The organism is Paenibacillus spongiae (genome assembly GCF_024734895.1).
In the GTDB taxonomy this organism is placed as follows: domain Bacteria; phylum Bacillota; class Bacilli; order Paenibacillales; family Paenibacillaceae; genus Paenibacillus_Z; species Paenibacillus_Z spongiae.
Genome location: NZ_CP091430.1, coordinates 2,179,888 through 2,203,412 on the forward strand (window position 1 = coordinate 2,179,888; position 23,525 = coordinate 2,203,412).

The following is a 23,525-nucleotide window of genomic DNA, read 5'->3' on the forward strand; positions in this document are numbered from 1 at the left end:
TATATGAATGGCATGGGAAAAGCCAAGCACAGGGAACAATGGGGGAAGTGGACATACTCACACTAACAAATCAACGCTTGATAAGTTGGCTGAATCAGGTGGTAAATTAACCTTCAACGGATCTTTAGTTAGTGAAAGTGGGAGTGGGGGAAGCACATCCTATATCAAAGGGAAGAAAATCAATTGCCTTGGTGATAGCATAACGCAAGGTAATGCAGGTGGGGCAACCCCATGGACAACAATTTTGCAAAATAACTATGGATGTACGGTTCGCAATTATGGTATCAGCGGATCGACATTTATTGATAATAGTACAGTCTGGTCTATGTACTATCGTTTCCCGAGCATGAATAACGATGCGGATATCAATATCGTTTGGGGCGGATTTAACGACATAACGCAAAACTTCCCCATTGGTACATTTGCAGATCGAGTATCTACAACTTTCTATGGAGCGTTGCATTTAATGATTGACGCAATAATGACGAAATTTGTAGGCAAAAAGCTATACGTCTGTACCTTGTTGGATCATCATCATAATTGGGAGACCGTTAAGACATGGAACAACGTGATACGAGAGGTTACGGATTATTGGGGAGTTCAGGTCATCGAGATGAACAGACTTGGAATATCACCAAGAAATACGAATGCTAAAGCTGCATTGATACCAGATAATATCCATCCCAATACAGCAGGAAATCAAGTCATTGCGGATTATATAGCGGCGTTTATTAATTCACATTAAGACTATGACCGTGATGCACTTTTGCACTATGTATTCGACACCATTCTATTTACATAAAGTAAGATAACGGGACCATATATTATTAAATATGGTATAATTATCCCATTGGCAAAGAAAGCGGTGTTGAGAATTGATTAGTGAGTATAAAAACAGTATGGATACCTTAGCAATAATGTCTGACAATAATGAATACCGTTATAGGTTAACAAAGATATGGGACGCCAATAAGGGAACCTTGGCAATCATAATGCTGAACCCCAGTAAGGCTAATGTATTAAAGTTTGATGATACCGTAATGAAAATATTTAACTATGCTATTGATAATGATTATGGGCAACTTGATATCGTTAATCTGTTTGCTTATATGTCAACAGATCCTACTAATCTGAAATATAGTGACCAACGATACGAAAGCTTAAATGACATCTACATAAAACTGGTCGCATCACAAGCTGAAAAATTATTGATTGCATGGGGACCAGACAAAACGAAATATGTAACAAGAAAACGTCATGTAGAAACCCTGCTAATACCCTATAAATCTAAGCTAATTTGTTTTCAAGATGAAAAAGGGGTTAGCCCGAGACACCCTCTTTTTTTGTCAGACAAGTGGACTCTTATGAACTATAACTTAATGTTTGCCACATAATGAGGTTAGAGATAGAAATTTCTTCAAAATCGAGTGGACCCCTTTATCAATGACGACGATACTGATTGGGAAAAGTTGTTTGGGATAAAGGAGTAGGTTGAAAGATTAATTTTAAGAGGTGCGAAGTGCATGAAACTAAAATGTAGAATTTTTGGTCACAAGAAATCAAATATTTCTAGCAGTTATCTTTGGAATGGAGTTAAGTTCACATGCGTAAGGTGTGGGCAAGTTATTATCAATTGAAACTAGATTTAATTGGGGCATATGTTAAAATGTCTCTATGCGGCAACACATATAGATTCGGACAGTTTATCGAAGACAGTATTAATTAATAAGTTTGAAATGGCTAGATTCAATGAGGATAGAGGTGTCCAAAGATGATTATCATTCAGACATACGCAATGATGTTTATTGGAGCGATTTTTGCTTTTATTACCTTGGTGATCCTCGATAAAAAAGTTGACTGGAAGAAGCAAGAAGCAAGGAATATAGTGAGAAGTTCGTATTTCATTGTTATGGCCTTGATCTTTCTAGTGTCTTTGATTAATTTTGATACAACTATTTATACGGCTATCATACTAACTTTGTCTCCAATTGCATTTGTGATCTCGATTTACTGCATGAAACATTTTGTAGAGAGTCTATATCTATTTGGTTTTATATTTATAGGTGCTGCATCTGTAGTTATGCAAACCATGATCTATTAATAAAAAGATAATTTTATTATAAAAATGGAGGTTTCAATTATGAATGAAGATTTAGATCAAAGACACATCGATGAAGAAGCATTCAAAAAAGAAGTATATAAACATGCAGTCGCAGGAGAATCATACAAGGGGTGGGAGACAACCGAGTGCGGATCAGGCAAACTGGTATTTGAAAAGAATGACACACAAATTATTGCCAGCAGACATATGTCTGTGAAAAATTGGATTGATGAATGTTGGGTAGAAATCAAGACTAAGATTGATGAGATAGAGGGATGAAACAACAATTTCATGAGAAAGCAGGCCAGAAATAAATGAAGAGAGATAACGAACTGATCATTAAAATTCTAAAACAAATCGAAGAAGAAAAGACACTGACGAACGTAATTGTTGTAGAAATAGAGGGTTATGACGATGAATCAGTTCAGTATCATGTAGGATTATTAAAAGACGCTGGTTACGTAATAGCAAAGAGAACAATGTCTCCAGTTCAATACTATATTAGTGAAATGACTTGGATAGGTCATGATTTTCTAGATGCCGCTCGCGATGAAGGTGTAGTGAGTAAAGCAAAAGAAACAGCCAAACAAAAGGGTATTGAATTTGCAAGTATCCCACTCGACATTGCGAAAGAACTTCTCATGAAGAGCCTTAAGGGAATAATTGGATTAGATTAATATGGAGGGGTATACCCTTGAATATGAGGTTGATACGATATGTTAGTATGGGAGATATTATCCAAAGAAAATGTGATTAAAATGATTGTAACTGGTCTACCAACACTCTTGATTGCCGCTATCGTACCCTTCATCTCTATTAAATTTGCACTAAAACAATTTTACACACAAAAATGGTGGGAAACAAAAGCCAGTACCTATTCTAAAATTATCGAAAATCTATCTAGTCTTGAATATACAATGAATCAATTATATGAGCATGAAGCATTGAATATCATTAATTTAAGCGATAGTGCTCTAAAAAAATTTATAGAGTTAAGGTCTCACTCGTATGATGTAATTAGTCAAATGAATTCAACAGGTTCATATATTATTTCTAATGAGTGCTGGGAGACATTAAGAGAGTTACTAAAGTCCTTGGAGTACCGAAATAAAGATGGAAACTGGATTGATGATTATGAAGTACACTTATCAGCTATTGGTGATGCACTGACAAAAATAAGGGATATTGCAAAAAGAGATCTAAGAGTTAAATGACAGCCTTTAAATATACTTTCATCGGAAGGAAGTGATAACATATTGGTTAACTCATGGCATGTATCAGTTGCAGCAGAATCTATAACAGCTTTTTTATTTGCGAGAATTGGATTCGATGTTTCTGTTCAGTATGGAGCCAATCAACCAGAATATGACTTGATGGTTTCAAAAGGAGATAATATTATGAAAGTTTCGGTGAAAGGAAGTAGGGATGGTGGGTGGGGTCTAACTCAAGGATTCAAGAAGGAAGTTGTTAGTTATCATGAGGCAATTGATTTATGGCTACTCAAACACTCGAAGAAAACTATTTTTAGCCTAGTTCAATTTATAGGCGTTCAAATCAATGAAATGCCAAGAGTCTATGTAGCTTCACCGTATGAAGTGGCTGCTTTAATGAAAAATGCTCGTAATGGTATAGGAGATACTGTGTTAAGAGAAAAGAAAGTGTGGACAAAAGCTCAATATCGAGACGATCTGATTCCATCAAAGTGGATATTTTCCGAACAGCGAATCAACGAACTTTTGATTTAACAATGTTAGATAAACAATTCTTCAATTATATATTCGAGGAATTACTTAATTATTTGTGACAAGACGAATGGCAATATGCTGGGATGGTTGAACCGAATACATTTGTCTTAAAGCGAGAGATGTAATGATGAGTAGCCTGTACGTGTAAAAGCGTATGGGTTTTTTTTGTCTTGAGTTAGTGGTTAGTTCACATTGTGTTATTTTTTTTAATGAAAAAGACGTCCTACATGACCACCTTATTAATGAAGCTAGACCACTAAACTCTAAATTTTTCTGAACACTATACAACCACCCATGACCACTATATAATTATTGAATAAGATCCTAATGTATAGTGGTCAATACGCAGAAAACCCCGAGAAGGTCTGGACCGACTGCGTCAACTGTCCGAAGCAGGAATGCTGCGACGAAATAGCGGTGCTCAAAATGCTGAACTGACTTGACAATCGTCGAGTTGGTTTGGTATTTTTGTAGTAATGATTAGCACTCGCCGTGATTGAGTGCTAACGATGATGCGACACAAGGTCGAATAATACCGAAAGTGGATAGTTAGGAGGAGCTGCGATGTTGACAGAACGGCAACGAATGATTTTGAATGCGATCATAGATGATTACATCCGCTCAGCTGAGCCGATCGGCTCGCGCAGCATATCGAAGCGCGGCGATGTCGGCTATAGTCCGGCTACGATCCGCAATGAGATGGCTGATCTTGAGGAGCTGGGTTTTTTGGAACAGCCTCATACGTCGGCAGGCCGAATTCCATCCATTAAAGGTTACCGGTATTATGTTGATCATCTGGTGAAGCTAGGGGAAGTGAACGAACAGGATCTGAACACGATCCGTTCTTTCTTTGCGGAGAAGATGAATCAGATGGAAGATGTCATTCAGCATGCTGCCACGATACTTTCCAATCTGACGAACTACACGTCCATTGTGCTTGGGCCGGAAACGTTCTCCAATTCGCTCAAGCACTTTCAGTTTGTGCCGATCAGTGAAGCTACGGCGGTCGCGATCGTCGTGACGAATACGGGTCACGTCGAGAATCGGACCGTGTCCCTTCCGCCGGACATGAGCATGTCGGACATGGAGAGAGCCGTTAACATTCTGAATACGAAGCTCATCGGCGTCCCGCTTGTCCGATTGAAATCGAAGCTCCATTCAGAGGTCGGTCAAGAGCTTGGCCGGTACGTGGACCAATGCGAGCGGCTGCTGAGCGTATTGGATCAGGCGCTGAGCAGCGATGAGGAGAACCGCGTATTTCTGGGCGGAACGACGAATATGCTGACCCAGCCGGAATTCAAGGACGTTGACAAGGTGAAGACGCTGCTCGATCTGCTCGACGAAACGCCGACGCTTATGCGCATGTTCTCCGCTCTGCCAAGCGGTATCGGGGTGCGGATCGGGACGGAGAATTCGCATGCGGCCATCAACAACTGCAGCTTGATCACAGCGACTTATTCGATTGACGGGCAAGCGCTCGGTACGGTTGGGATTCTTGGACCGACCCGGATGGATTACGGCAAGGTGATTAGTCTGCTGGATGTGCTTTCCAAGGATATGGCCTTACTGTTGGGCCGCTGGTACAAATAACATTACTTTCAGGAGGTGTAGCAACCCGTGAGCGTGAATGAACAACCGACGACTGAAGAGATTAAGAACGACACTGCGGCAGACGCTTCGGAGCAGCCCCGCGACGAGCAAGTGCCAACGGATACGGAAGAGACGACCGAAGATCCAATGATCGCAGAGCTGGTTAAGCAAGCCGAAGAGAATCAACAACGATACTTACGCGCACAAGCGGATTTCGATAATTTCCGCAGACGTACGCAGAAAGAAAAGGAAGAGCTCGCCCAGTATGCTTCCATGAAGCTGATTACGGAGCTGCTGCCGGTCGTGGATAATTTCGGCCGCGCGCTGGATGCCGCGAAGGGCGGCGGAGAGCTGGATGCCTTCGCCAAAGGCGTAGACATGATCTTCCGGCAATTCGAAGCTGTATTGGAGCAGGAAGGCGTTAAGCCGATGGATGCCGTCGGGCAGCCTTTCAATCCTGAATTCCATCAAGCGGTCATGCGGGTGGAATCCGACGAGCATGAAGAAGGCATCGTCATTGAAGAAATGCAGAAGGGTTATATGCTGAAGGATAAAGTGCTGCGCCCTGCAATGGTGAAAGTAAGCGGCTAATCCGAGCCTGATCATAGAAGGACAATTAAGGAGGAACTGACAATGAGCAAAGTTATCGGTATTGACTTGGGTACGACAAACTCCTGCGTAGCAGTTATGGAAGGCGGCGAAGCCGTCGTTATTCCGAATCCGGAGGGCAACCGCACGACGCCTTCGATCGTAGGTTTCAAGAAAGACGGCGAGCGGATCGTCGGCGAATCGGCTAAGCGCCAAGCGATCACCAACCCTGACCGTACGATTAGCTCCATTAAGCGCCATATGGGCACGAATCATAAAGAAACCATTGACGGCAAAGATTTTTCGCCGCAAGAAATTTCCGCTATCATTCTGCAAAAGCTGAAATCCGATGCGGAAGCTTATCTCGGTCAATCGGTGACGCAAGCCGTTATTACGGTACCGGCTTATTTCAATGACAGCCAGCGTCAAGCGACGAAGGACGCAGGCAAAATCGCCGGTCTTGAAGTTCTGCGTATCGTAAACGAGCCAACCGCAGCGGCACTCGCTTACGGTCTTGAGAAATCCGAAGACCAGACGATTCTGGTTTATGACCTCGGCGGCGGCACGTTCGACGTATCGATTCTTGAGCTGGGCGACGGCTTCTTCGAAGTTAAGGCGACGAGCGGCGACAACCGTCTCGGCGGCGACGATTTCGACCAAGTGATCATCGATTACATGGCAGCTGAATTCAAGAAAGAGCACGGCATCGATCTGTCGAAGGACAAAGGAGCCGTTCAACGTCTGAAGGACGCGGCTGAGAAAGCGAAGAAAGAGCTGTCGGGCGTCATGACGACGACGATCTCCCTTCCGTTCATCACGATGGTAGACGGCGTTCCTCAGCACTTGGAGATGAACCTGACCCGCGCGAAATTCGAGGAGCTGTCCGCAGAGCTCGTTGAGCGTACGCTCGGACCTACTCGTCAAGCGCTTAGCGATGCGGGTATGTCAGCTGCCGATTTGAACAAAATCGTCTTGGTCGGCGGTTCCACTCGTATTCCGGCCGTACAAGAAGCGATCAAGAAGCTGACGGGCAAAGAGCCTCATAAAGGCGTTAACCCGGACGAAGTCGTTGCACTGGGCGCCGCTGTTCAAGCGGGCGTACTGACCGGCGACGTGAAAGACGTCGTTCTGCTTGACGTAACGCCATTGTCGCTTGGTATCGAGACGGCCGGCGGCGTGTTTACAAAGATGATCGACCGCAACACGACTATCCCGACCAGCAAATCGCAAGTATACTCGACTTATGCGGACAACCAGCCTAGCGTTGAAATTCATGTCCTGCAGGGCGAGCGCCAGATGGCGGCAGGCAACAAGACGCTTGGACGCTTCACGCTTGGCGATATTCCTTTGGCGCCGCGCGGCGTACCGCAAATCGAAGTTACCTTCGATATCGATGCGAACGGCATCGTGAATGTATCGGCGCTTGATAAAGGCACAGGCAAGAGCCAGAAGATTACGATTACGTCCTCGAGCGGTCTGTCCGACGAAGAGATCGAGCGCATGATGAAGGACGCGGAGCTTAATGCGGAAGAAGACCGTAAGCGCCGCGAGCTCGTTGAAGCGAAGAATAGCGCCGACCAGCTGGTCTACTCCGTAGACAAAACGATCAAGGACCTGGGCGACAAGGTCGATGCCGGCGAGATCGACAAAGCGAACGAAGCGAAGGAAAAAGTGAAAAAAGCGCTCGAGAGCGATAACCTGGAAGAAATCAATGCGGCAACCGAAGAGCTGACGCAAATCGTTCAGCAATTGTCTGTGAAGCTCTACGAGCAAGCTCAAGCTGAGCAAGGTGCCGAAGGCGCAGGAGCTGAGGGCGGCGAAGCGAAGGGCAAAGATAATGTCGTGGACGCAGATTACGAGGTTGTAGACGACAAGAAATAAGTTCGCGTGCGCAAACGGTGCGCCGTCCGAAAAATAAGGGCGGCGCAGCCGTTTTTCGTGTGTCTAGGCATAGGATGCAAGAGAGTTACAGGGGGCGAGAGCCCTTCCCTGCTTGAGGGGAGGGGGTTTACTAGGAGACGGGGTGACGGATTTGGCTGATAAGCGGGATTATTACGAAGTGCTTGGCGTCGGAAAGGATGCCTCCGACGAAGAGATGAAGAAGGCGTACCGGAAGCTGGCGCGCCAATACCATCCGGACGTGAACAAAGCGCCGGATGCGGAAGAGAAATTCAAAGAAGTGAAGGAAGCCTACGATGTCCTTAGCGACGAGGGCAAAAGGGAAACATACGACCGTTACGGCCACGTAGATCCGAACATGGGCGCCGGTGCAGGCGGCGCGGATTTCGGAGGCTTCGGCGATATTTTCGATATGTTCTTCGGAGGCAACGGCGGACGCCGCGATCCGAACGCACCGCAGCGCGGCAATGATTTGCAGTATACGATGACCATAGAATTCAAGGAAGCGGTATTCGGCAAAGAAACCGAAGTTACGATTCCTCGCACGGAAACATGCGATACGTGTACCGGTTCGGGCGCGAAGCCCGGCACGAAGCCGGAGACTTGCTCGGTATGCCGCGGCACCGGCCAGCAGGAGGTCGTGCAGAACACGCCGTTCGGCCGCATGGTCAACCGCCGCGCGTGCTCGAATTGCAGCGGTACGGGCCGTATCATCAAGGAGAAATGCGGAACCTGTCATGGCGCGGGCAAAGTGAAGCGTCAGCGCAAGCTGAACGTGCGCATCCCGGCGGGCGTGGACGATGGCGCGCAAATCCGTCTGAGCGGCGAAGGCGAAGCCGGACTGCGCGGAGGACCGTCTGGCGACCTCTATATCGTCATCCGCGTGAAGTCGCATGAATTCTTCGAGCGCGAAGGCGATGATATCTACTGCGAAGTGCCGCTTACTTTCGTACAGGCGGCATTAGGCGATGAGATTGAGATTCCGACGCTTAACGAGAAGGTGAAGCTGAAAATTCCGGCAGGCACCCAGACCGGAACGTACTTCCGCTTGAAGGGCAAGGGCGTGCCGCGTCTTCGCGGCTATGGGCAGGGCGACCAGCATGTCAAGGTGACGCTTGTGACGCCGACCAGCCTTTCGGAGGATCAGAAGGATCTGCTCCGTCAGTTTGCCGGCATTACCGGAGAGTCTGCCCAGGAGCATCACAATTCCATTTTTGAACGGATGAAAAAGGCGTTTCGCGGCGATTAGGGAATAAGGCATACTTTTATAACCCAAGGAACATCCTATCCATTGTGTCTACTTGAATCGGACGACTTAAGGAGGATGTACCATGGAACATAAAAGTCTGGAAGACAAAAACTTGTTTAACTTGCCAATCGGAAAAAACGAAGACGTCGAATTCTCGGAAGCATTAGCCGATGAGGATGATAAGGAAGCACAGCGCCGAGCGTTCGAAGCGGATGCGCGCGCAGAGCGCGAGTAGGGAGGGCGCGGCCGATGACGGTTGAAATTCATGCGACCTTCCCGGGCGGCGCGGGTGCCAGAGAAGCGGAGTTAAAGCTTCAAGCGCTCCGTGCCGTTCGCGTCACCGATGGCGGCGATGGCTCCTTGACGATCACGGTCGGCGACGACATGATCGATCGTGCGCTGCACCTGATTGAGCAAACAGGCGGTATGCCGGATACGCATTAACGTACGCATCGTTCGGGGAGCTTTGGCAGCGATTGTGCTGCCAAAGCTCCTTTTTTGTGTGCGGACAGCTTCTGGTGTAAAATAGATGCAGTGAATACAGGCGCTTGCGCCGTTATCCTAAGAAACCGGCTTAGCTTTGAATCAGCAGAAGCCATTTATAATCGATAGGGAGGCTATTGAACGTGAAGTGGCATGAGATCACGATTGAAACAATGGAAGAAGCAACGGAGATGATTTCGAACTTCTTGCATGAAATGGGAGCCGGAGGCGTATCTATTGAAGAATCGGGGACATTGAACAAGCCCCGGGACACATCGCTCGGCCAATGGTACGACCACCCCTTGAACGATATTCCGGAAGGGCATGCCATTATTAAAGGGTATTTTGCCGAAGGTACGGATGCTAAAGCGGTCATGGACGCCATACGTCCGCGCATCGAGGAGCTGCGGGACTATGATATCGACCCGGGCGATTATACGATGGCCAGCATCGTTGTAGACGACGAGGATTGGGCCAATGCCTGGAAGCAGTACTTCAAGCCGATTCGGGTGTCGGAACGGCTTACGATCAAGCCGACATGGGAAGACTACACGGCTTCCCCGGAGGAACGCATCATCGAGCTTGATCCGGGAATGGCATTCGGAACCGGAACGCATCCGACGACCGCATTATGCTTGCGCACGCTGGAATCGGTCATTCGCGGCGGCGAAGAAGTGATCGATGTCGGGACGGGCTCGGGCATCCTTGCGATCGGAGCCGTTAAGCTTGGGGCGGAGCGCGTGCTGGCGCTGGATTTGGACCCTGTTGCCGTATCGTCCGCCAAGGAGAATGCCAAGCTGAACGGACTGCTTAACGAACGGATCCAAGTCCAGCTCAGCGATTTGCTGGGCGTGCTCCAAGGCCATGCATCCAACAATGAGCCCATTAACGTATCCGTGCCGGTTGACCTCGTGGTTGCCAATATCCTGGCGGAAATCATTCTGCTCTTTATCGATGACGTCTACGCGGCATTGAAGCCGGGTGGCATATATATCGCTTCAGGCATCTACAAGAACAAGGAAGACGATGTAAAGAAGGGCTTGACGGATGCCGGCTTCATGATTGTAGACGCGCAGCGCGATCAGGATTGGATCGCTTTCGTCGCCCGGAAACCGGAATAATTTGCAGAGGAAACATCCGGCAGGCAATCTGACGATTATCTAAATAGCAGAACGTTATAGGAGGTGAGTCCTTGTCCTTTCTGTGGTACCCCGTGGAAGACCTGCCCTTTGTTTTTCTGGTCATCATGATTGCTTTCACCGTGCATGAATTCGCTCATGCGTACAGCGCATACAAGTTTGGCGACAAGACGGCTTACGATGCCGGACGGGTGACGTTGAATCCCCGGGTGCATCTGGACGTTCTTGGAACGATACTCATACTAGTTGCCGGCTTTGGATGGGCGAAGCCCGTACCCGTCAATCGGGGGCGCTTCAAATATCCGAGGCTGATGGGGATTATCGTGTCCGCCGTCGGTCCGCTGAGCAATCTGCTCATAGCGGCGCTTGGCATCCTGGCCCTGTATGTTCTGAACGATACCGGAATTCTAGCCGCAAGCTCGGTCGGCGTGTACAAGGCGCTCATTCATTTTTTTAATTATTTGATTTCGATTAATATCATGCTTCTCATCTTTAATCTCATTCCGCTGCCGCCGCTGGACGGATATCGGATCATACAGGATCTTGTTCCCGTACGCGTCCGAATTCAGATGGATCAGCATGTCCAGTGGGGGATGTTTATCTTTCTGTTGATCGTATTTATCCCGCCGCTGCGCGAAGTTACGCTGGACCCATTGTTCGCGAATTCAAGCAAAATTATTTGGGCACTGCAAGGGTTTTATGAAAATTTCTTTTCTCCCTATGATTGGAGCAAGTTTGTAAGAGACTTCAACACCTGAGTCCCATCATGCTAGTGTTATCCAGGTTTAAAGAGGTAGCGCGCCGGGAATAAAACGTGTATGATGAAGGTTGGAGTTTTTTACGACGGATTTTTTGACGAAGGGTTAGTAACGATATGCAGCGATATTTTGTAGCGCCAGATCAGTTTGGCGAGCATTCGGTTATGCTGACCGGAGACGATGCGCATCACGCGGCTCGCGTTATGCGAATGGAGCCGGGCGATGAGATGATCGTAAGCGACGGTGTTGCGCGTGCGGCGCTAGTATCCGTCAGTTCGATCGCACAAGGCGAGGTACAAGCTCAGATCAAGGAATGGCTGCCCATGAGCGGCGAGCCGGCCTGGTCGGTTACGGTAGCGCAAAGCTTGCCGAAGGGCGATAAGATGGAGCTTGTCATTCAGAAGGGAACGGAGATTGGCGCGGCTTCATTCATGCCGTTTCAATCCGAGCGGATGATTGTCCAGTATGATGGCAAGAAAGAAGCGAAGCGTCTGGAGCGTTGGGGGAAGATCGCCAAGGAGGCGGCGGAGCAAGCGCACCGCAGCCGGATACCGGGGGTCGAACCGGTACGGACCTGGCGGGAAATGATCGCATCGATCGCAAGCTATGATGCGGCATTGTTTTGTTATGAGAAGGAAGGCGGAGCGGCGGGCACAGGCTTACGCAGCGCTGTCGGCGAAATCCGGAATCGTCTAGGGGAAGAGGAAGGGCAGATGAAGATTCTGCTTGTCGTCGGTCCCGAAGGCGGCTTTACGGAGCGCGAAGCGGCGGAAGCGGAAGCGGCCGGAGCCGTCATTGTCGGTCTCGGCAAGCGTATACTGCGTACCGAAACGGCGGCAATGGTCGGACTCGCTTGCCTCATGTACGAATCCGGAGAAATGGGAGGCGTTTGACGACTATGCCGTCAGTTGCTTTTTATACACTAGGCTGTAAAGTAAACTTCTACGATACGGAAGCCATCTGGCAGCTATTCAAGAACAATGGCTATGAACAGGTTGACTTCGAAACGAAAACCGCGGACGTATATCTGATCAATACGTGTACGGTGACGAATACAGGCGACAAGAAGAGCCGCCAAATTATCCGCCGCGCGATCCGGCGCAATCCGGATGCCGTCATTGCGGTTACGGGCTGCTATGCCCAGACATCGCCGGCTGAGATCATGGCGATCGAAGGCGTCGATCTTGTAATCGGCACGCAGGACCGGGAGAAGCTGATGGATTACATCGGCCAAATTCAGGCTGACCGCAAACCGGTAAACGCGGTACGGAATATTATGAAAACGCGTGATTTCGAAGAGATGGACGTCCCGGATTTCGCGGAACGGACGCGTGCTTTCTTGAAAATCCAGGAAGGCTGCAATAACTTCTGCACCTTCTGCATCATCCCTTGGTCCCGGGGCCTCTCCCGCAGCCGCGATCCGCAAAGCGTTCTCAGTCAGGCGCGCCAGCTGGTCGAAGCAGGCTATAAAGAGATCGTGCTCACAGGCATCCATACGGGCGGCTACGGGGACGATCTGGACAATTACAAGCTGTCCGATTTGCTCTGGGATCTGGATAAGATCGAAGGATTGGAGCGGATTCGGATCAGCTCGATCGAAGCTAGCCAAATCGATGACGATATGATCGATGTACTCAATCGTTCGAGCAAGATGTGCCGTCATCTGCACATTCCGCTCCAGGCCGGCGACAATGCCGTTCTTGCCCGGATGCGGCGCAAGTATACGACGGAGGAATTCGCCGAGAAGGTCAAGCTGCTTCACCGGGCTATGCCAGGCGTAGCGATTACGACTGACGTCATCGTCGGTTTCCCCGGGGAAACCGACGAGATGTTCGAGAACGGCTACCGGTTTATGGAGGAGCTTGGCTTTGCCGAAATGCACGTCTTCCCGTATTCGAAGCGCACCGGGACTCCGGCTGCCCGCATGGATGAACAGGTCGACGATGAGGTGAAGAACGAGCGCGTTCATAAGCTGATCGATCTCTCGGAGAAGATGCAGCTGGCTTATGGCAGCAAGTTCGTCGGCGAAGTGACCGATGTCATTCCGGAGCGCGATTATAAAGGAGCTCCCGGCAGCGGACGGCTGATGGGCTATTCGGGCAATTATCTTCAAGTCGTGTTCGAGGGATCGGAATCGCTTATCGGCCAGCTGTGCCGGGTGAAGATTACGCAAGCTGGCGTCAACGAGTGCTACGGCCAGCTGGTTCGCGTACTTCACGCGGATACGGCGGCTGCTCGCAACGATGAAGGCGCAGCTGAATTGCCGAAAGCGATGCAAGCTTAACCTAAGAGCGGGTAATAACATTCGGATATTCGAAACATGGCGAGGATTCTGCCGCAGCCCGGGTTGTCCCCGGGCGGGCAAGAATCCTTGTTGTCCATAGAAAAGAGCAATAATTGAAACTAAGCAGGGCACGACAGCGATTGGAATGACAAAAATGCCTGGCGCAAGCGGGCTCGGCTCCAATCCTTGTTCAATTTGTAAGCAAGACGCTGAAGAATTCAAATTCTGGAGGGGATGACATGAAGGAAATATCAGCAGGAGGCGTCGTCTTCCGGCGTGTGGACGGGAAGCTGCAAATTCAGCTCATTCAGGACCGTTATGGAAAAATCTCGCTTCCGAAGGGAAAGATGGAGTCAGGCGAGACCGTCGAACAGACCGCGCTTCGTGAAATCGTCGAGGAAACGGGAATGGAAGGCAAAATCATCGCGCCGATCGATCAAATCAAATATAAGTATAACCACGAGACGAAAGGCACTGTCGATAAGGAAGTCCATTATTATCTGGTCGAAGCCGTCGGCGGCAAGCTGCAGGCACAGGTTGAGGAAATTCGGGGCGTGGAATGGTTTGATCCTTCCGAAGCTTGGCGCCGTCAGCGCCAATCCGGCTACAGCAACAATGACCGCATCCTGTCAGGCGCGCTCAAGCTGCTCGACGTGGAGGTGTAATCCGTATGGTTGAAACCTATGCACCGGGAATGCCGCTTGCACGGTTCATCGACCATACGCTGCTGAAGCCGGATGCGACCGAGCAGGATATCATCAGGCTTTGCGAGGAAGCGGTTCAGCACCGGTTTTACAGCGTATGCGTCCATGGGTCGTGGGTACCGCTCTGCCGCGAGCATCTGTCCGGCACCGGCATCCATATAGCATCGGTCGTCGGATTCCCGCTTGGCGCTATGGCAACGAAGGTGAAGGTGTTCGAAGCCGAAACCGCCGCACAAGACGGAGCAAGCGAGATCGATATGGTCGTTCCGATCGGAGCGGCGGCGGAAGGCCGATATGGAACGGTGGCCTACGATATATCGGCCATTGTCCGCGCGGTGGAAGGACAAGCGATCGTGAAGGTCATCATCGAAACCGGCATGCTGGATCATGAACACAAGGCCGAAGTATGCCGGGTAGCGGAAGCGGCTGGAGCGCATTACGTCAAAACCTCGACAGGCTTCGGGCCCGGAGGAGCGACGGAAGACGACATTCGCCTGATGCGCGCCTCGGTAACGAAAGCGATCGGCGTTAAAGCGTCGGGCGGCATCCGCGATGCGCAGGCGGCGGTAAAGATGCTGCTTGCCGGAGCCAACCGGCTCGGTACGAGCGCCGGCATTGCGATCATTAACGGGGCTGCATCCGCTGCAGGAACGGCAGGTAGCAAAGAGGAAGGGCCAGCAGCGAGCTCGCAATATTGAATATCGTCTGCGCATGGGCGATTTGAGCGGCGGGCGAAGCCGTCATCCATCCTGTAATCACGTGAAGCTGCTGGAGGATGGGGATGAACAACAGCGCTCCGCCCACATTCAACAGCACATGCGCCCAAGCGACGAATCGCCCTGATTTGGAGCCGCCGATCGATGCCAGCACCGCGGTGACGCAGGTCCCGACATTCGCGCCGAGTACGACGGCGATGCCAATCGGGACAGGCATGGCAAAGCTAGCCGCAAGTCCCATAATAATGGCGATAACGGCCGCGCTGCTGTGTACGGCGGCGCTTAATACAACCCCTGCAGCTAACCCCCACAATACGCTGTCCTCTGCGCGAGTCAGAAATGCGCCGAATAATCCGCTTGATTGAACGGCCGGACCGACGGATTGCATCATGCCCATTCCGACGAGCAGCAGCGCGAATCCGCCCAGAATAACCGCGGTGCTTCGCAGCGGCTGCAGCCAGCGGACGACCGCCGGCGGCTGCGGCATGCTCATTCTTGCCGATTGGCGCAAGGGAAGCAGTCCAATCTCGCCGAGCAGTGCGGTTACAAGCCATAACGCGAGCGATACCAGCAGAAGCGGCCAGCTGAACCGGCTTATATTCATGCCGATCAGCTCGGTTGTCAAACAAGTCCCGATATTCGTGCCGAGCACAATGCCGAGCGTCCGCGGAAATGTGAGCAGACCGGCATTGACCAGGCCGATCGTCATGACCGTAACGGCCGTGCTGCTCTGCAGAACGGCCGTTGCTGCCGTTCCGATCAAGAGGCCGTGCAGCGGAGTTGCGGTGGACCGCTGCAGGACGGTATCCAAATGCCGGCCCACCGAACGATGCAGGGCGAGCTCCATCATTTTCATACCGGTCATAAAGACGGCAAATCCGAGGATCATCGGAAATGCAATGGATTGAAGCATAGCGGCAGTTCTCCTTTACCCATGCAATTAAAAGCTGTAACGATATACATATGCTTGTGTACGAACAAGCATGACAAGCCATGCTCTCTGGCAGAGCAAGGCGGGTTAACGATAGGATAGGGAGGAGTGTTTGATGATGGAACGCGCAAAAGTAATATTGAAGCGTGAGCGAAAGAAGAGACTGGAGCAAGGACATCCCTGGCTCTATGCAAGTGAAATCGATCGGATGGACGGGTCGGCTGAGCCGGGCAGCCTGGTTGATATCGTCAATCATCAGGGCCGCTATTTGGCGACAGGCTATTGGAATCCACAATCGCAAATAACGGTGCGGGTTGTAGCCTATAAGGCGATTGAAGCGATGGATGAGGCGTTCTTCCGGGAGCGGTTCAAGCAATGCGCCCAGCATCGCCGGCGGTTCGTTGAAGGCAAGGACTGCCGGCTTGTCTATGGGGAAGCGGATTTTCTGCCTGGACTTGTCGTCGACCGGTTCGGGGGCGTACTTGTCATACAATTGCTGACCTTAGGCATGGAGGTTAACCGGGACACGATTGTTGACATGCTTGTCGAGGTTTTTGCGCCTCAAGGGATCTATGAGCGGAGCGATGTTTCGGTAAGGGCGCTCGAAGGGCTGGAAGAACGAACGGGCGTCCTGTACGGGGATTGTCCGCGCATCGTCGATATTCGGGAGAACGGCTTGCTCATGGAAGTCGATATCGTGGAAGGGCAGAAGACGGGCTACTTCTTCGACCAACGGGAGAACCGCGCTTCCATTGCCCCCCTCATGAAAGGGTGGGGAGAGCGAAGCGGCATTCAATTGATGAAGCGCCCCCTGGAGGAGCTGCCTGAAGGCACATGGACGGCGGAGAGCTCTGGTCCTGTGCCGGATGCCAATACCGCCTTGGCCGCTACGGAAATGGCGGGCGACGATACCGGAGCGCTTCAAACGATGAAGCAGAGCGTGCTCGTTCCGGTGAATGCGAAAGGCAATATCGTCACGTACCCGTATTGGGACGGGGCGACCGTTCTGGAGTGCTTCGCGCATACAGGCAGCTTCACGCTGCATGCTTGTCAATACGGCGCCAAGAAGGTTACTTGTCTGGACGTGTCCGAGCATGCGATCGAAACGGCACGCCGTAATGTCGTCCGCAACGGCTTCGAGGACCGCGTTGAATTCGTTGTCGCGGATGCATTCGACTATTTGCGGAGCCAGGCGAAGGGACTTGCAGACCGGATCGAGCGGGGCCGGGCCGGTTCGAATGGCGCTGCCAAGAGCGATACCTCCAAGCCGCTGGGTTCGGCCGGGAGAACATGGGACGTCGTCATCCTTGATCCGCCGGCCTTCGCCAAGACGAAGAGCGCGGTGCAGGGAGCGATTCGCGGCTATAAGGATATTAATCTCCAAGGCTTGAAGCTTGTCAATGAAGGCGGTTATCTTGTTACTGCAAGCTGTTCCTATCACATGCGGCCGGATCTGTTTCTGGAAACCATCCAGGCAGCGGCGGTCGATGCCGGGAAAGTGCTGCGGCTTATCGACTGGCGTGCAGCCGGCAAGGACCACCCGCAAATCGTCGGCGTGAGCGAAGGCCACTATTTGAAGTTTGGAATCTTCGAGGTAAGAAGCCGTTAGGCCATCCATAAACCTTTCCGGATTTACGCGTTCCGGGAAGGTTTTTTTTGCTATATACTCACGTCAACATTTGCTCGATCTTATTCAGGAAGAGACTCGCTTCGCTGCAGAGGACGGCGGAAGCCGTTTCTTCTTATGCCGTTTACGCAGACTTGACTCGCAGCGTAGAGGTAACAGCCGATCCGATATATGTTATAATTTGGTTCTAATGTCTCTAAGGGGGAGTAGGAGAATGGAGCGTCAATCCGATTACAATCGTTTAGCTGTGGATGAATTGAACCAGCTTGCCCGGCAATGGGAAGACCGGTACGAGGCCTATAAGAACCGGAACTTGAAATTGGATATGTCCAGAGGGAAGCCTTGTCCCGAACAGCTGGATCTATCCGCGGACATGCTTACCATTCTGCAGCCGGGAGACAGCATACAAGCGGCGGACGGCTCGGATTGCCGCAATTATGGCGGGCTCGACGGGATCCCGGAGGCGAAGGAATTATTCGCGCAGATGCTCGGAGTCAGCAGGAACGAAGTGATCATTGGCGGTAATTCAAGCTTAAATATGATGCATGATACGATATCCAGAGCGATGCTGCATGGGGTGTACGGCAGTCAATCGCCATGGGGCAAGAAGGAGGCTGTCAAATTTCTGTGTCCCAGCCCCGGCTATGACAGACATTTTGCCATTTGCGAGCTATTCAACATCGAGATGATCGCCGTCGATATGCTGCAGGACGGACCGGACATGGATGCCGTCGAACGGCTTGTCCGCGAGGACGATTCGATTAAAGGGATCTGGTGCGTGCCCAAATACAGCAACCCCGACGGGATTACATACGCGGATGAGACGGTCGACCGGCTAGCCGGGATGACGGCGAAAGCAAGGGACTTTCGAATAATCTGGGATGATGCTTACACGGTCCACCACGTATCGGACAATCACGATCAGCTGAAAAATATTTTTGCTGCCTGCAAGGCGGCCGGGAATCCTCACCGCGTGTTTATGTACAGCTCGACTTCCAAGATTACGCTGCCCGGCTCGGGGGTTGCAGTAATGGCGACCAGCGAGGAGAACCTGCAGACGATCAGGAAGCAAATCGCTGTGCAGACGATCGGTCCGGATAAAATCAATCAGCTTCGGCATGTCCGTTTTCTGAAAAATATGGATCAGATCCGCCTGCACATGGACAAGCAAGCCGCGATAATAAATCCCAAATTCGAGCTGGTGCTAAATAAGCTTGAATCGGAGCTTGGCGGCAAAAATATCGCCTCATGGAATAAACCGAACGGCGGTTACTTCATTAGCCTGAACACACTGGACGGCTGTGCGAAAGAGGTCGTACATCTGGCCGCGCAAGCCGGCGTTACATTAACGCCCGCAGGAGCTACTTTCCCATACGGCAATGATCCCAGGGACCGCAATATCCGCATCGCTCCGACATTCCCGTCCATCAGCGAGCTGGAGACGGCTATCGATGTGTTCTGCCTGTGCGTGGAGCTGGTAAGCATCAAGAAGATTTTGGCGCGTGAATTGCATAAGTAAAGAAGAGCAGGCCGCTGTACGGCTTGCTCTTCTTTTCCTTAAGGAATGTCCGCATGCGATACGATCCAAATTACCTGGGACCTGGGATGCTATCTTTTCTATCGTGCGATCGATGCAGATGTATGGATGCTCGGATAATCGGATGGTGATGTTGTAAAAAGTGCAACACGACTTCATCATTTAGCCCGCATTGGCCGAATTGTTGTATTTTATACAACAATGTGGTGTTGAAATCATCGATTAGTCGCTTTTTAGATGGAATTGTTGTAGAATGTGCAACAATTTCCGTATCATTAGTGTTTTCTCCATCCAGGTTGTATAAAATACAAGATTACAATGCCATAGCCAAAGATATAACCATAGCCATAGCCGACGCTTTATGCAGCTCATCGGCGGGAACATCGATGACGAAGCTGCCGCTCGAGACGTTCTTATTTCCAGTGTGCGGTCAAAACGTGGACGAAGCGCTCCAGATCCAAGCGGTCAGCTTCATCAAACCGGTCCGTTCTCGGACTGTCGATATCGAGCACGCCCAGCAATCTGCCATCCTTGATGAGAGGAACGACAATTTCCGATTGCGATGCGGCATCGCATGCGATGTGCCCTGGAAACTCGTGTACGTTCGGTACAATAATCGTCTGTTTGCCGGCCGCAGCGGTTCCGCAGACACCTTTGCCGAATGGAATTCTGACGCAAGCCGGCAATCCCTGGAACGGGCCGAGCACCAGCTCATCGCCTTCCGCCAAATAGAAGCCGACCCAATTGATTTCGTCCAGAAACTGTGCCAGCAGCGCAGAGGCATTGGCGAGATTGGCGATCCGGTTCGGTTCGTCCTCGATAAGCGCCTTTAACTGCTGCAGCAAAAGCGCGATGTTTTGCTCCCGGGAACCCTGATAGACCACGGATTGATACATATGACCACCTGCCTTGTTTAATCGAACATCGGGATGGCTGCCGTCGTTCCTTGAATCTCACGATGCAGCCGACTGCCGCATTTTGTTGAATATACGGTGTACATTAAACTATATCATGTAAATTAATCTTAGTAAAAAAGAAGGAATAATATGTAAATTAAGAAATTAAAGAGCAGATTTGACAAACAAAACGCCCGACCGAATCTATCACGCATCAGATAGATTCGGCCGGGCTTCCTGGATTCGTCCTCATGTTCTTTACACCACATCGCGGAGCTGTTTGCGGCTGTGGCTATCGAGCGCCTTCCAGTCTCCGATTTCGCAGCGCTTGCCGTTCATATCGGTCAGCACTATGCGGCCGCCGCCGGGAAACTGCATATGCTCATGCAAATTCCGCATGACCAGCCTCGTCGGACCGAGATTGGTTTGCAGCTCCCAGATCCATAGATCGGTCCGATGCTTGACACTGTCCACTCGCGTTACCCGCGGGAGAAAGTAACGAAACTGCAGCTCTCGCTCCATCTCCAGGCGGCTCTCCTCATCGAGCTGCCCGATATCCCGTATGACGCCGATCTCGGCATCTTTCGCGTCCCGGACAGAGATGAATTGCGTCGTATAGAGAAATGGAAATGCGCGGTAAACAATAATTTCTTCGTAATCCTTCCCGTCGACGACGCCTTGAAAAACACCTCCGGAGCCGCGGCTGAACGAGACGCGGTCCGGTTCAAGCATATGAATTTCATAGGGGTCCTTCATGCGCTTTCTACCCCCTTGATTTGCGACATTTCTTTCTGAGCCTCGACAAGCTTGAAGTAGATGCCTTCCTTCTCAAGCAGGTCTTCATGCGTACCGACCTCGACGATCTTGCCGCGCTCGAGCACGACAAGCCGGTTGGCATTGCGCAGCGTGGAGAGCCTGTGGGCGATAGCGAAAGTCGTACGCCCTTTCACGAGGCGGGATATCGCTTCTTGAATTTGCCGCTCCGTCTCGGTATCGACCGAAGCGGTCGCTTCATCCAAGATCAGAATGCGGGGATCATGAATAATTGCCCGGGCAATAGAGACGCGCTGCTTCTCTCCTCCCGAGAGCCGATGGCCGCGTTCGCCGACGCGAGTATCGTAGCCGTCAGGCAGCCGCACGATAAAGTCATGCGCATTGGCAATTTTGGCCGCCCGCATAATTTCTTCCGGTGTCGCGTCCGGTTTGGAATAGGCGATGTTCTCGGCAATCGTGCCGTCGAACAGGAAGGTTTCCTGAAGCACGACCCCGATCTGCTTGCGCAGATCCGTCTGGCTGATGTTTCGGAGATCGACGCCATCGATCGTTATATGCCCGGTGTCGGTATCGTAGAAACGGCAGATCATGTTGATGAAGGTCGATTTGCCTGCGCCCGAGTGGCCCACGAGTCCGATCATCTCTCCCTCTGCAACGTTCAGATCGATATTCTTCAATACCGGATGATGCTTCTCATATCCGTAGGACACGTTGTTAAACACGACGGCGCCTTTCACCCGGCCGAGCGCGGCGGGCTCCCGCGTATCCGGCACCTCCGAAGGCGTATCCATGATTTCGAATACCCGGTCAGCCGCGGAGATCGCATGACTAGCCCAGTTGATCATTTGGCTTACCCATTGGAGCGGTCCGAGCAGCATGCCCAAATAAGTGATGAGCGCAATCAATAGTCCGATCGAGATCTCGCCGTTTAGCACCGACCATCCGCCGTAATACCAAATGAGCAGCGTTCCGGCGCCAGCTACGAGAGAAAAGAGCGGGAACATGCCCTGCCATAAGCCTTCGATCCGGATATTGTTGCGGACGACATCCTGGTTGGCGGCCTGATAGCGCGATATTTCGGTCGATTCCTGGCCGAATGCTTTCACGACGCGTATGCCTTGAAGCGAATCGCCGACGAGCACATTGAGCCTGAAGATGGACCGCCACTGCTGATACCACCGGCGTCCGATCATCGGCCACAGCGTAAGCGAAAACACGACCATCAGCGGCATCGGCAGCAGGGCCAGCAGCGTCAACTGCCAGCTCAAATTAAACATGATGGCAAAGATGGCGATCATCTTCAGCGATTCGCCGGTCACCCATATGACGCCATCGGTCATGAACTGACGCATCGCCTCCGAATCGCTGTTGACCCGCCCGATGAACTGCGATGTCTGCCGCCGGTCGAAGAACGCGAGCGACAACCGCATCAGCGCATCGTAGATATCGCGCCGGAGGTCGCCCATCAGCTTGGAGCCGACCCAGACGCCGATCAGACCGCGGAGCGTCTGCATAACCGCCATGGTAACTGAAGTAACCGCAAGTCCGATGACGATCCAGAACAGCTTAGAACCCATATTTCTCGGCTGCAGGACGTCATCGAGCATGACTTTGGTCAGATAAGGCGGAATGAGCTCCACCAAGGTCGTAATGATGAGCAGGATGGCGGCTGCCGCCATCTGGAGCTTGTAGGGCTTGGTATATCCGAGCATGCGGAGGATGACCTTGCCGTTATTCTTGCAGATCGGGCATGTCTGCGTCCCTTCCTGCAGCGGATTGCGGCACTTGGGACACTGCTGCGGCAGCTCCTTCTCCGATAGCGAAGGGCGTTCTTCGCCCTTCGCCAAGGAGCTGAGCAGCTTGGCGGCAAAGCCGAATATAGAGGTTAGCGCCGCGGTATAGCGGACAACGACGACCGGACCGCTCTTCGTATCGGCAAGCAAAGTGCCGCCGCCTATTCCGCTCACGGCACGGGCATCCTCCAGTTCTTCTACTGCAATATTCGTTAGCGGGGAGCCGCTCTCGTTCCATACCGTTATCTCCGACTCGGTTATGGTGAGCCATTGCTCGCCGAACCGGCCGTCGTTCAATAGATCCGTCCGCGCGCCGAGCAGCGGCTCTGCAGTTAGAGCGGAGCGGATTGAACCCGGAAGCTGATCAATTATCGGCACGCGCGATTTCCTTCTCTCTGTCTGTATACTGGAATTTATTCGTTCCGCGCAATTTCACGATAATCTTTCGTATGCTTTCGGTAGATAGGTGGAACTGCCGTTCAAGCTCCGCAACGGAGCTTCCGCTTGTATAAGATTGATAGATCTCTTCGTTCCGCCGTGCGATCATAATACGGGTACCGCTCTTCTCGCCCCAGCCGGCCCGTTTATTCTGAAGCTTGGGTATATAGACTAGTTCGCCTTGGATATAGGACTGCAGCTCCTTCAGCAAACTAGGGGGAAGCACATCTTTTCCATTTTTGTAGATCACGATAAACATCCTCCTCAAACCGG

At 51.1% G+C, this 23,525-nt stretch carries 25 protein-coding genes and 1 pseudogene; 21 read left to right on the top strand and 5 right to left on the bottom strand.

The features are described 5' to 3' along the window. Window positions 1-7: 7 nt before the first annotated feature. The 19 genes and pseudogenes from L1F29_RS09945 (at window position 8) to deoC (ending at window position 15,238) form a co-directional block, all read left to right on the top strand. On the top strand, window positions 8-745 hold the full coding sequence (locus L1F29_RS09945) for an SGNH/GDSL hydrolase family protein (protein WP_258388165.1): 738 nt from the start codon (window positions 8-10) through the stop codon (window positions 743-745). Window positions 746-899: 154 nt separating this feature from the next. Continuing rightward, window positions 900-1,394 (top strand): DUF1643 domain-containing protein, encoded by a 495-nt coding sequence (locus tag L1F29_RS09950; RefSeq protein ID WP_258388166.1) that lies wholly within the window; start codon window positions 900-902, stop codon window positions 1,392-1,394. Window positions 1,395-2,140: 746 nt separating this feature from the next. Next, window positions 2,141-2,380, top strand: a complete 240-nt coding sequence (locus tag L1F29_RS09955; RefSeq protein WP_258388167.1) for a hypothetical protein — start codon at window positions 2,141-2,143, stop codon at window positions 2,378-2,380. A gap of 35 nt (window positions 2,381-2,415) precedes the next feature. Further along, the gene (locus tag L1F29_RS09960; RefSeq protein ID WP_258388168.1) at window positions 2,416-2,778 is read left to right on the top strand and encodes a DUF2513 domain-containing protein; all 363 of its coding nucleotides are present in this window, start codon (window positions 2,416-2,418) and stop codon (window positions 2,776-2,778) included. 39 nt (window positions 2,779-2,817) lie between these two features. Beyond that, entirely contained in the window at window positions 2,818-3,315 is a 498-nt protein-coding gene (locus L1F29_RS09965) for a hypothetical protein (RefSeq protein ID WP_258388169.1), read from the top strand. A gap of 42 nt (window positions 3,316-3,357) precedes the next feature. Beyond that, window positions 3,358-3,846 (top strand): hypothetical protein, encoded by a 489-nt coding sequence (locus L1F29_RS09970; protein ID WP_258388170.1) that lies wholly within the window; start codon window positions 3,358-3,360, stop codon window positions 3,844-3,846. A gap of 354 nt (window positions 3,847-4,200) precedes the next feature. After that, window positions 4,201-4,284, top strand: a pseudogene (locus tag L1F29_RS09975) (GNAT family N-acetyltransferase); the annotation flags it as partial. A 126-nt stretch (window positions 4,285-4,410) separates the two neighbouring features. Beyond that, window positions 4,411-5,436 carry a heat-inducible transcriptional repressor HrcA gene (hrcA, locus tag L1F29_RS09980; protein WP_258388171.1) on the top strand — a complete coding sequence of 342 codons (1,026 nt, stop codon included), beginning with the start codon at window positions 4,411-4,413 and terminating at the stop codon, window positions 5,434-5,436. Window positions 5,437-5,463: 27 nt separating this feature from the next. Beyond that, entirely contained in the window at window positions 5,464-6,027 is a 564-nt protein-coding gene (grpE, locus tag L1F29_RS09985; protein ID WP_373876493.1) for a nucleotide exchange factor GrpE, read from the top strand. Between the two features lie 42 nt (window positions 6,028-6,069). After that, window positions 6,070-7,905 (top strand): molecular chaperone DnaK, encoded by a 1,836-nt coding sequence (dnaK, locus tag L1F29_RS09990; RefSeq protein ID WP_258388172.1) that lies wholly within the window; start codon window positions 6,070-6,072, stop codon window positions 7,903-7,905. A 151-nt stretch (window positions 7,906-8,056) separates the two neighbouring features. Next, the gene (dnaJ, locus tag L1F29_RS09995; protein WP_309252412.1) at window positions 8,057-9,172 is read left to right on the top strand and encodes a molecular chaperone DnaJ; all 1,116 of its coding nucleotides are present in this window, start codon (window positions 8,057-8,059) and stop codon (window positions 9,170-9,172) included. A gap of 82 nt (window positions 9,173-9,254) precedes the next feature. Continuing rightward, on the top strand, window positions 9,255-9,407 hold the full coding sequence (locus L1F29_RS10000; RefSeq protein ID WP_258388173.1) for a YfhD family protein: 153 nt from the start codon (window positions 9,255-9,257) through the stop codon (window positions 9,405-9,407). A gap of 14 nt (window positions 9,408-9,421) precedes the next feature. After that, the gene (locus L1F29_RS10005; protein WP_258388174.1) at window positions 9,422-9,616 is read left to right on the top strand and encodes a hypothetical protein; all 195 of its coding nucleotides are present in this window, start codon (window positions 9,422-9,424) and stop codon (window positions 9,614-9,616) included. Window positions 9,617-9,798: 182 nt separating this feature from the next. Continuing rightward, entirely contained in the window at window positions 9,799-10,776 is a 978-nt protein-coding gene (gene prmA, locus L1F29_RS10010; RefSeq protein WP_258388175.1) for a 50S ribosomal protein L11 methyltransferase, read from the top strand. 125 nt (window positions 10,777-10,901) lie between these two features. Beyond that, a complete protein-coding gene (locus L1F29_RS10015; RefSeq protein WP_258389654.1) occupies window positions 10,902-11,552 on the top strand; it encodes a site-2 protease family protein in 651 nt (216 codons plus the stop codon). Window positions 11,553-11,668: 116 nt separating this feature from the next. Beyond that, a complete protein-coding gene (locus L1F29_RS10020) occupies window positions 11,669-12,445 on the top strand; it encodes an RsmE family RNA methyltransferase (RefSeq protein WP_258388176.1) in 777 nt (258 codons plus the stop codon). A 5-nt stretch (window positions 12,446-12,450) separates the two neighbouring features. Continuing rightward, entirely contained in the window at window positions 12,451-13,836 is a 1,386-nt protein-coding gene (gene mtaB / locus L1F29_RS10025; RefSeq protein WP_258388177.1) for a tRNA (N(6)-L-threonylcarbamoyladenosine(37)-C(2))-methylthiotransferase MtaB, read from the top strand. Window positions 13,837-14,075: 239 nt separating this feature from the next. Next, the gene (locus L1F29_RS10030) at window positions 14,076-14,501 is read left to right on the top strand and encodes an NUDIX hydrolase (RefSeq protein ID WP_258388178.1); all 426 of its coding nucleotides are present in this window, start codon (window positions 14,076-14,078) and stop codon (window positions 14,499-14,501) included. A gap of 5 nt (window positions 14,502-14,506) precedes the next feature. Continuing rightward, complete coding sequence (gene deoC / locus L1F29_RS10035; RefSeq protein ID WP_258388179.1) at window positions 14,507-15,238, top strand: deoxyribose-phosphate aldolase; 732 nt, start codon at window positions 14,507-14,509, stop codon at window positions 15,236-15,238. Here the strand turns inward: deoC and L1F29_RS10040 are convergent. Beyond that, window positions 15,165-16,169: a Na/Pi cotransporter family protein gene (locus L1F29_RS10040; protein ID WP_258388180.1), complete on the bottom strand. Its 1,005-nt coding sequence runs from the start codon at window positions 16,167-16,169 to the stop codon at window positions 15,165-15,167. The two genes, deoC and L1F29_RS10040, sit on opposite strands and share 74 nt — an antisense overlap. 136 nt (window positions 16,170-16,305) lie before the next feature. Between L1F29_RS10040 and L1F29_RS10045 the strand changes: the two genes are divergently transcribed. Both L1F29_RS10045 and L1F29_RS10050 read left to right on the top strand, forming a co-directional pair. Then, window positions 16,306-17,796, top strand: coding sequence for a class I SAM-dependent rRNA methyltransferase (locus L1F29_RS10045; protein WP_258389655.1), 1,491 nt, complete (start codon window positions 16,306-16,308; stop codon window positions 17,794-17,796). Window positions 17,797-18,028: 232 nt separating this feature from the next. After that, entirely contained in the window at window positions 18,029-19,333 is a 1,305-nt protein-coding gene (locus L1F29_RS10050; RefSeq protein WP_258388181.1) for an aspartate aminotransferase type Ic, read from the top strand. Window positions 19,334-19,764: 431 nt separating this feature from the next. Here L1F29_RS10050 and msrC read toward each other — a convergent pair whose 3' ends face one another. The 4 genes from msrC to L1F29_RS10070 form a co-directional block, all read right to left on the bottom strand. Continuing rightward, on the bottom strand, window positions 19,765-20,247 hold the full coding sequence (gene msrC / locus L1F29_RS10055) for a free L-methionine (R)-S-oxide reductase MsrC (RefSeq protein WP_258388182.1): 483 nt from the start codon (window positions 20,245-20,247) through the stop codon (window positions 19,765-19,767). 258 nt (window positions 20,248-20,505) lie between these two features. Beyond that, window positions 20,506-21,003 (bottom strand): DUF1854 domain-containing protein, encoded by a 498-nt coding sequence (locus L1F29_RS10060; RefSeq protein ID WP_258388183.1) that lies wholly within the window; start codon window positions 21,001-21,003, stop codon window positions 20,506-20,508. Then, window positions 21,000-23,192, bottom strand: a complete 2,193-nt coding sequence (locus L1F29_RS10065) for an ABC transporter ATP-binding protein (protein WP_258388184.1) — start codon at window positions 23,190-23,192, stop codon at window positions 21,000-21,002. The genes L1F29_RS10060 and L1F29_RS10065 overlap by 4 nt, the downstream gene beginning before the upstream one ends. After that, window positions 23,179-23,502, bottom strand: a complete 324-nt coding sequence (locus L1F29_RS10070; protein WP_258388185.1) for a CD3324 family protein — start codon at window positions 23,500-23,502, stop codon at window positions 23,179-23,181. The genes L1F29_RS10065 and L1F29_RS10070 overlap by 14 nt, the downstream gene beginning before the upstream one ends. Between the last annotated feature and the right edge of the window lie 23 nt (window positions 23,503-23,525).

Excerpts from the sequence above, each read along its gene's own strand:
- L1F29_RS09945 (WP_258388165.1), top strand. The coding sequence starts at position 8 with ATGGCATGGGAAAAGCCAAGCACAGGGAACAATGGGGGAAGTGGACAT.
- L1F29_RS09950 (WP_258388166.1), top strand. The coding sequence starts at position 900 with ATGGATACCTTAGCAATAATGTCTGACAATAATGAATACCGTTATAGG.
- L1F29_RS09955 (WP_258388167.1), top strand. The coding sequence starts at position 2,141 with ATGAATGAAGATTTAGATCAAAGACACATCGATGAAGAAGCATTCAAA.
- L1F29_RS09960 (WP_258388168.1), top strand. The coding sequence starts at position 2,416 with ATGAAGAGAGATAACGAACTGATCATTAAAATTCTAAAACAAATCGAA.
- L1F29_RS09965 (WP_258388169.1), top strand. The coding sequence starts at position 2,818 with ATGTTAGTATGGGAGATATTATCCAAAGAAAATGTGATTAAAATGATT.
- hrcA (WP_258388171.1), top strand. The coding sequence starts at position 4,411 with ATGTTGACAGAACGGCAACGAATGATTTTGAATGCGATCATAGATGAT.
- dnaK (WP_258388172.1), top strand. The coding sequence starts at position 6,070 with ATGAGCAAAGTTATCGGTATTGACTTGGGTACGACAAACTCCTGCGTA.
- L1F29_RS10000 (WP_258388173.1), top strand. The coding sequence starts at position 9,255 with ATGGAACATAAAAGTCTGGAAGACAAAAACTTGTTTAACTTGCCAATC.
- L1F29_RS10005 (WP_258388174.1), top strand. The coding sequence starts at position 9,422 with ATGACGGTTGAAATTCATGCGACCTTCCCGGGCGGCGCGGGTGCCAGA.
- L1F29_RS10015 (WP_258389654.1), top strand. The coding sequence starts at position 10,902 with ATGATTGCTTTCACCGTGCATGAATTCGCTCATGCGTACAGCGCATAC.
- L1F29_RS10020 (WP_258388176.1), top strand. The coding sequence starts at position 11,669 with ATGCAGCGATATTTTGTAGCGCCAGATCAGTTTGGCGAGCATTCGGTT.
- mtaB (WP_258388177.1), top strand. The coding sequence starts at position 12,451 with ATGCCGTCAGTTGCTTTTTATACACTAGGCTGTAAAGTAAACTTCTAC.
- L1F29_RS10030 (WP_258388178.1), top strand. The coding sequence starts at position 14,076 with ATGAAGGAAATATCAGCAGGAGGCGTCGTCTTCCGGCGTGTGGACGGG.
- deoC (WP_258388179.1), top strand. The coding sequence starts at position 14,507 with ATGGTTGAAACCTATGCACCGGGAATGCCGCTTGCACGGTTCATCGAC.
- L1F29_RS10040 (WP_258388180.1), bottom strand. The coding sequence starts at position 16,169 with ATGCTTCAATCCATTGCATTTCCGATGATCCTCGGATTTGCCGTCTTT.
- L1F29_RS10045 (WP_258389655.1), top strand. The coding sequence starts at position 16,306 with ATGGAACGCGCAAAAGTAATATTGAAGCGTGAGCGAAAGAAGAGACTG.
- L1F29_RS10050 (WP_258388181.1), top strand. The coding sequence starts at position 18,029 with ATGGAGCGTCAATCCGATTACAATCGTTTAGCTGTGGATGAATTGAAC.
- msrC (WP_258388182.1), bottom strand. The coding sequence starts at position 20,247 with ATGTATCAATCCGTGGTCTATCAGGGTTCCCGGGAGCAAAACATCGCG.
- L1F29_RS10060 (WP_258388183.1), bottom strand. The coding sequence starts at position 21,003 with ATGAAGGACCCCTATGAAATTCATATGCTTGAACCGGACCGCGTCTCG.